Annotated in this window: 10 protein-coding genes and 1 pseudogene; 6 read left to right on the top strand and 5 right to left on the bottom strand. The window is 65.8% G+C overall.

Going from position 1 to position 5,800, the window contains the following annotated elements; translation table 11 throughout:
- Positions 1-36 precede the first annotated feature (36 nt).
- The 4 genes from AC1DY5_RS39125 to AC1DY5_RS39140 all read left to right on the top strand — a co-directional run bounded on the left by AC1DY5_RS39125 (position 37) and on the right by AC1DY5_RS39140 (position 2,261).
- Positions 37-177 (top strand): hypothetical protein, encoded by a 141-nt coding sequence (locus tag AC1DY5_RS39125; protein ID WP_478119844.1) that lies wholly within the window; start codon positions 37-39, stop codon positions 175-177.
- Positions 174-1,127: a ribokinase gene (gene rbsK, locus AC1DY5_RS39130; protein ID WP_478119836.1), complete on the top strand. Its 954-nt coding sequence runs from the start codon at positions 174-176 to the stop codon at positions 1,125-1,127. Before AC1DY5_RS39125 ends, rbsK begins: the two co-directional genes overlap by 4 nt.
- Positions 1,128-1,457: 330 nt before the next feature.
- On the top strand, positions 1,458-1,877 hold the full coding sequence (locus AC1DY5_RS39135; RefSeq protein WP_478119837.1) for a YidH family protein: 420 nt from the start codon (positions 1,458-1,460) through the stop codon (positions 1,875-1,877).
- A gap of 114 nt (positions 1,878-1,991) precedes the next feature.
- The gene (locus tag AC1DY5_RS39140; protein WP_478119838.1) at positions 1,992-2,261 is read left to right on the top strand and encodes a hypothetical protein; all 270 of its coding nucleotides are present in this window, start codon (positions 1,992-1,994) and stop codon (positions 2,259-2,261) included.
- Between the two features lie 178 nt (positions 2,262-2,439).
- Here the strand turns inward: AC1DY5_RS39140 and AC1DY5_RS39145 are convergent, their stop codons facing one another.
- From AC1DY5_RS39145 to AC1DY5_RS39165, 5 genes are all read right to left on the bottom strand, one after another.
- Positions 2,440-3,303, bottom strand: coding sequence for a bile acid:sodium symporter family protein (locus tag AC1DY5_RS39145; protein WP_478119839.1), 864 nt, complete (start codon positions 3,301-3,303; stop codon positions 2,440-2,442).
- A gap of 21 nt (positions 3,304-3,324) precedes the next feature.
- The gene (locus AC1DY5_RS39150; RefSeq protein ID WP_478119840.1) at positions 3,325-3,450 is read right to left on the bottom strand and encodes a hypothetical protein; all 126 of its coding nucleotides are present in this window, start codon (positions 3,448-3,450) and stop codon (positions 3,325-3,327) included.
- Positions 3,451-3,618 (bottom strand): hypothetical protein, encoded by a 168-nt coding sequence (locus AC1DY5_RS39155; RefSeq protein ID WP_478119841.1) that lies wholly within the window; start codon positions 3,616-3,618, stop codon positions 3,451-3,453.
- Between the two features lie 105 nt (positions 3,619-3,723).
- The gene (locus AC1DY5_RS39160) at positions 3,724-4,305 is read right to left on the bottom strand and encodes a DUF2092 domain-containing protein (RefSeq protein ID WP_478119842.1); all 582 of its coding nucleotides are present in this window, start codon (positions 4,303-4,305) and stop codon (positions 3,724-3,726) included.
- A gap of 25 nt (positions 4,306-4,330) precedes the next feature.
- Positions 4,331-4,591: a DUF2092 domain-containing protein gene (locus tag AC1DY5_RS39165; RefSeq protein WP_478119843.1), complete on the bottom strand. Its 261-nt coding sequence runs from the start codon at positions 4,589-4,591 to the stop codon at positions 4,331-4,333.
- 100 nt (positions 4,592-4,691) lie between these two features.
- Here AC1DY5_RS39165 and AC1DY5_RS39170 point away from each other — a divergent pair, with 100 nt between their 5' ends.
- Complete coding sequence (locus tag AC1DY5_RS39170) at positions 4,692-5,090, top strand: hypothetical protein (RefSeq protein WP_478119845.1); 399 nt, start codon at positions 4,692-4,694, stop codon at positions 5,088-5,090.
- A gap of 238 nt (positions 5,091-5,328) precedes the next feature.
- Positions 5,329-5,800: pseudogene (locus tag AC1DY5_RS39175) on the top strand (SulP family inorganic anion transporter); the annotation flags it as partial.

The following is a 5,800-nucleotide window of genomic DNA, read 5'->3' on the forward strand; positions in this document are numbered from 1 at the left end:
GCCCATCAGTCGGTTGAGCACGACGACGTCAACGTGATGTGCATCGGCGCGCAGATCGTCGGCCCCTGGCTTGCCACCGATCTCATCACGGCCTACCTGGGGGCACGCTTCGCGGCGGAGGACGAAGACTTCCGCCGCCGCGTGGAAAAGCTCCACGAGATGGACGCGGAATCTTGAGCCTCGACTCCACCCGCCCCGAGGTGGTCGTCTTCGGCAGCCTCAACATGGACCTGGTGGTCCGGGTGCCGCGCGCGCCGGAGGCCGGCGAGACCTTGCAGGCCCATTCGATGATCCAGACGCCCGGCGGCAAGGGCGCCAACCAGGCGGTGGCATGCGCCCGCCTGGGTGCACGAGTTGCGATGGTCGGGCGCATCGGCGACGACGCGTTCGGGTCTGAGCTCAAGACATCGCTGGAGGCCGACCACGTGGACACCCGCGATGTCGCCACCGATGCGGTGGCCACCGGCGTGGCCCTGATCATGGTCGACGATGACGCCCAGAACCGGATCGCACTGGTCCCCGGCGCGAATGCGTCCGTCAGCGTCGAGGACGCGCAAAAGCTGCGCCCTGTTCTCGAGGCTGCGCGAATCGTCTCACTGCAACTCGAGGTGCCGATGGCCGCGGTATGCGAGGCGGCCGCGCTCGCACGAGATTGCGGCTGCACGGTCGTGCTGAATCCGGCCCCCGCACAGCCGCTGCCGGATGTGCTTTGGAAGCTGGTCGACATCATGGTGCTGAACGAAACGGAAGCCGCCATGCTGTGCGGCATCGCCGTCGACGACATCGCCAGCGCGGCCAGCGCGGCCGAACTGCTGCGCCGCCGCGGGCCCTCCCAGGTGATCCTGACGATGGGAAGCCAGGGCGCTCTGGTTGCGAACGCCGGAGCCTGCCGCCACTTCCCGGCACTGTCGGTGCGGGCAGTCGACACCACCGCGGCGGGAGACACCTTCATCGRCGCGCTCTGCGCCGCCCTTGCCAGAGGCGAGGCCCTCGACGCCGGGGTGTCGCTCGGCATCCAGGCCGCCGCAGTCTGCGTCACAAGGGCAGGAGCGCAGATCTCCATGCCCCAGCGAGAGGATCTCGCCACGATGCCGGCGGTGCAGTTGCCTGTCGTGGTGACCGTCTAGTCTTCCGGGACCGCGACAGCGACGGTAGCCGCTGCTCCGTCGGTCGCCGGATTGCCCCAAGGGGCAGGTGCGGTTGCACCTTCGGCCAATGGGCAAACATCGATCCCGCACCACTATCAGTTGTGTCTTCCAAACACGCCTCTGCGAGCCATTCCTTGCTCTCCCGGATTTCTTCGCGATCAAGCGCTTGCGCGCGCCGGCGACGATCTGCTCGACGCGATCCGGCTGCATGGCGGCAATGAACGCGATCAGGTCCCGACTCAACCAAAGACCAGTTCCGGACGCAGCCGGATACAGGTAAAACCACCGGCGCGCGCATAAGGAGGCACCATGAACGCTCCCGCACCACCCGGCAACATCTCGACCCAGTTGGCGGAGCAGCGCACCGCCCTCGCGGATGCACGCTCGCACCTGGCCAAAGAACGCACGCACTTGGCCTACCTTCGCACGGCGCTCTCGCTCATGAGCTTCGGCATCACGATCAACCGCTTCAGCATCTTCCTGCAGCAGCGCGGCGATACGGAGAAGCTGAACCAGGCGGCGTTCCCCCTTCGCGACGCGGCCAACGTCGGCCTGGGCATGGTGCTGGTCGGCATCGTGCTGCTGCTGTGGGCCCTGGTGCGCTACCGCCGCGTGCACCTCCAGATCGTCGAAGCCCGCTTCGAGCCGAGCTCGACTTCCGTCACGGTGTTGACGATCGCCATCATTGCGCTGGGGGCGGTCAGTGCGGTGTGGTTGCTGCTCAGCTGAAGATCGCCGCTCCCTCCCCGCCCCCCCCGCACAGGAACTCTTGCTTTTCGATGGCGGCCCGCCTCTGCGCCGCTGCGGCACTGGGGGCGATTCGATCCGCAGCACCGGCGCGTCGTGCTGCGCGCGGCGATCGTCATTGCGGTCGGCTGGCTGCCACTTTTGGCGCTCGCGCTGGTGGCTCTGGCGGCAGGGAACGAGGCCACGTGGCAGGCTTTTCTTCGAGATGCCTCGGTGCATGCGCGCTCGCTGATCGTGGCGCCGCTGCTAGTGCTGGCCGAGGTGGTGTGCATCCCGCGCCTGGGCGCGCTGGCCCGCACCTTCCGCGATCGCGGTATCGTCCCGCCGGCGCAGGCGCCGGTCTACGGACTTCTCGGCCGTGGCTGACCTTCCAGTCGGTCGAGAAGGCCTACCGGATGCGGCTGGTTTCGATTGACCTGCGCAGCTGTCGCACGGCGTGGCGACGGCCCTGCCATTCGGCGTCGTCGCTCTGGCCCTACTGCCCTTCGACAAGGTGCTGGAAAAGCTGTTGGGCATGTTCCTGTAGCCCGCCCATGCGAGAGGCTCAGCCCGGCGCCGCCGACCCGATGCGCTTGCGCTGCCAGTTCACGTAGACCAGCGACACCACGACATTGACCAGAAGGTACAGCAGGATCGCCGCGGTCACGCCGGGCTCGTTCGGAAAGTTGAAGGTCGCAAGCGCCAGCGCGATGCCCGGATGGCGCGATGCGGTCGACAGCGCCAGCACCACGCGATCCTCCTTGTCGGGCCCGCCCAGCCAGTGGCCGGCCGCCAGCCCGACGACGATGAAGCCCGTCAGAGCGACGATCGTGCCGTTGCCGACCAGCGCCAGGATCGCATGCCGGCTGGCGAAAACGATCAGCAGCGCCACCACGGCCAGCAGCACGATGCCGACGATCGCGGCCGGTCGGGCGATTCGGGCGGCCACCTTGGGCAGCACGGCCCCCACCACCATGCCGGCAGTGAGCGGCACGATCAGCGCCTTCAGGATCACCTTCGCGATGCCGGCCAGGGGCATCTCGAACTGGCGACCGAAGGCCTGCGTCATGAGCATCACGCCCAGCGGCACAATCGCCAACGACAGCACCCCCATGGTCACCAGCAAGCCCAGCGCATAGGACTGCCGTCCGCCCGCCTTGCCCTGCTTCTTCACCAGCAAGGGCGGCACCGGCGACAGCGACAGCGCCACCAGCGCGACCTCGATCTCGTGCCGCAGGTCGAAGGCCCTTTCGAGCGCGATGGCCAGCAGTGGCATCACCACGAACATYGCCACGAAGGAACGCAGGAAGTGCGCGGGACGGCGCACCACGTACAGCACATCGTCGAGCGTGGCGGCCAGGCCGAAGCCGAATACGGTGATCACGATGCTCGCCTGCACGGCGAGCATGATCATTTCCTGGGCGCTCATGGCGACGGAGACCGGGCCGCCTCAATAAGGCGGATTGATCACGACGTATTGCGCACCCTGGGGCTGGTACCAGAGGCTGCCGCACTGCTGGTAGATCAGGCCGCCATAGTTGACCGGGACGCAGCCGGCTGGCACGGTATTGACCATCTAGCCCACCACCGCGGCAGTCACCGCGACCCCGGCAGTGACTGCAGCCGCGGTCGCGACCGGATGGTAGTCGTTGTCCCAGCCGCCGCGGTTGTTCACGTTGACGTTGACGTTCCGGTTCACGTTCACGTTGTTGACTCTGGTGCTGCGGACGTTGTTGGTCCGCACGTCGCGGTTGCTGTTGTTGACCTGCCTGCTGGCGCCACCGCTGCCTCCGGCCCGGGCTCTCCGGCGTGTCCACCCCCACCCATACCTCCGCCGCCGCCCCTCACCTCAGACTCGGGCGCCAGCCCGAAGCCAGTCATGAACAGCACCGCCAGAGGCAACAGGAACAACTTGCCGAATGATTGCTTCATGATCACTCTCCCTTACTTTGCCTTCCAAGGCGCGAAGTTCCACCTCTTTGGCGCCCGTGCGCGGCACGAACCTGAAGATGTCGTCCTTGAAGCTCGGATTCAGGTTCCAGTCGATGAGGGAGACCGACTGCGGACGCGCGTCGTCGGCCCGATTGGTGATCAAGAGCTTGCGCGGCAAAGGCTTGCTTCCGGTCGTGATCCAGATCTGCCAGTCGAAATTTCCCTGGCGGAAGGCGAAGTGATCACACAAGTCGTTGCCGATGAAATCCTGGCCAGCCTTCATGGCCGAATCGATCTTGTCGAGCAGCGCGGCCGGCGTGCCCCAAAGAAACAGGTCGGACAACGGAATCTCGACCCCGTACCGTTCCTCCAGCTTGCTGACCAGCGCGTCGACATTGCCCGCGAAATCGACGGTCGAGTAGTACTTCTGCGCCGGCAGATAGATCGTGGCCTTCTCGCCGTTGAAGAAAATGATGCGCTCGGACCGGATGCTGAACATGCGGGCACGCAGCTTGTTCCGGACGTTAAACATCGATGTCGGCGGTCGCCGTGTGCTGCAGCTTCTGGCCGTCGGCCAGCACGAGCTCTCCGGTCAGGCTGGTCGATACATGGAAGCGCCTGAGCGTCTGCAGATGGGCGCCCATGTCCTTGAGGGCCTGGATCGAAGCCGGATTGACCGCCGCCTCGACCGGCTTGGCGGGGGTCGACGGGTCGGTCTGCGCACGGATGCCTGGTGCGGCCATCGACAGGGTCAGCAGGGTGGCTACGAGTAATTTGGTTTTCAAGGCGATCTCCTGGATGACGTGCTCTTGCTTGCAGGTGAAGCGTCACGATCGGCGCCCGCCGAGCATACGAGCGCCACCAGGGCCTCGCCACTGTCCTTTGGTGCAGTTGGCAGGATTCGTCCGGAAAGCCTACCTCTTTAGGCCGGTCGCAAGCGCAGCGAGCGCTATTGAAGTAAAAAGCTGTTTCTTCGATGGCTTCCAATTAATGGAGGGACTGATGTTCAGCTTTTTTCAGCCCAGTCGAAACGGCCACCTTCGGCGTGTCATGACATTGCTCGAAGAGGCGCACCTGGCGCGCATCGAGCACCAGGCCGCCGCAGAGCACCATGGCGCGTTGGCCCGCATGTACGCGGAGCGCGCGAAGAGACTCGAGCGCGAGGTCTACGGCACGGCCGCCTTGCCTTCGGCAGAAAACGGCGCTCATCACAAGTCTGCGGATGACAAGCAGGTCGTCTATGCGCTCGACGCAAACCGCCGGCTCGACGGCCAGGCGAAGTAGTCCTGGGCATCTGCAGGACGCCGTCCGGGCGCTTCAGATCTTCGCTGTCGAGCGGGTCGACTGCGGTCCGCGCCATGCGCTGGATCAAGGGTCCACGGGACCACGTTGGGTTGAATGAGGCCGCGAGGGAGACCATTCAGTCGACGAGGAGTCCACCATGAGCCTGCCGGACCCGCCGGCATTGCGCCTCGACGTGATCGCCTACATCACCGCGGCCACGGTGGTCCTGCCCAAGGCCATGGCCTACGCGACGGTGGCCGGACTGCCGGTCGCCGTCGGGCTCTACACGGCCTTCATTCCGATGGCCGTCTACGCACTGTTCGGATCGTCGCGCGTGCTCAGCGTCAGCTCGACGGCCACCCTGGGGATCCTGACCGCGATGCAGCTCGGCCTGATCGTGCCGGACGGCGACCCTGCGAAGGTCGTGACGGCCACCGCCACCTTGACCGCGCTGGTCGGCGTGATGTTGATCCTGGCGCGGCTGATGCGGCTCGGCTTCGTGCCAACTTCATCTCCGCGCCGGTCCTGACGGGCTTCAAGGCAGGGGTCGGGCTCGTGATCGTGCTGGACCAGGTGCCGAAGCTCCTTGGCATCCACATCACCAAGCTAGGATTCTCCGCCGATGTCCTGAGCGTCCTGCACCATGTTCCCGAGACTTCGCTCCTGACCCTTGCATTGTCCGTGGCGACATTCGCGGTGCTGGTCGGCAT

Source organism: Variovorax sp. P4_D9 (assembly GCF_056401695.1).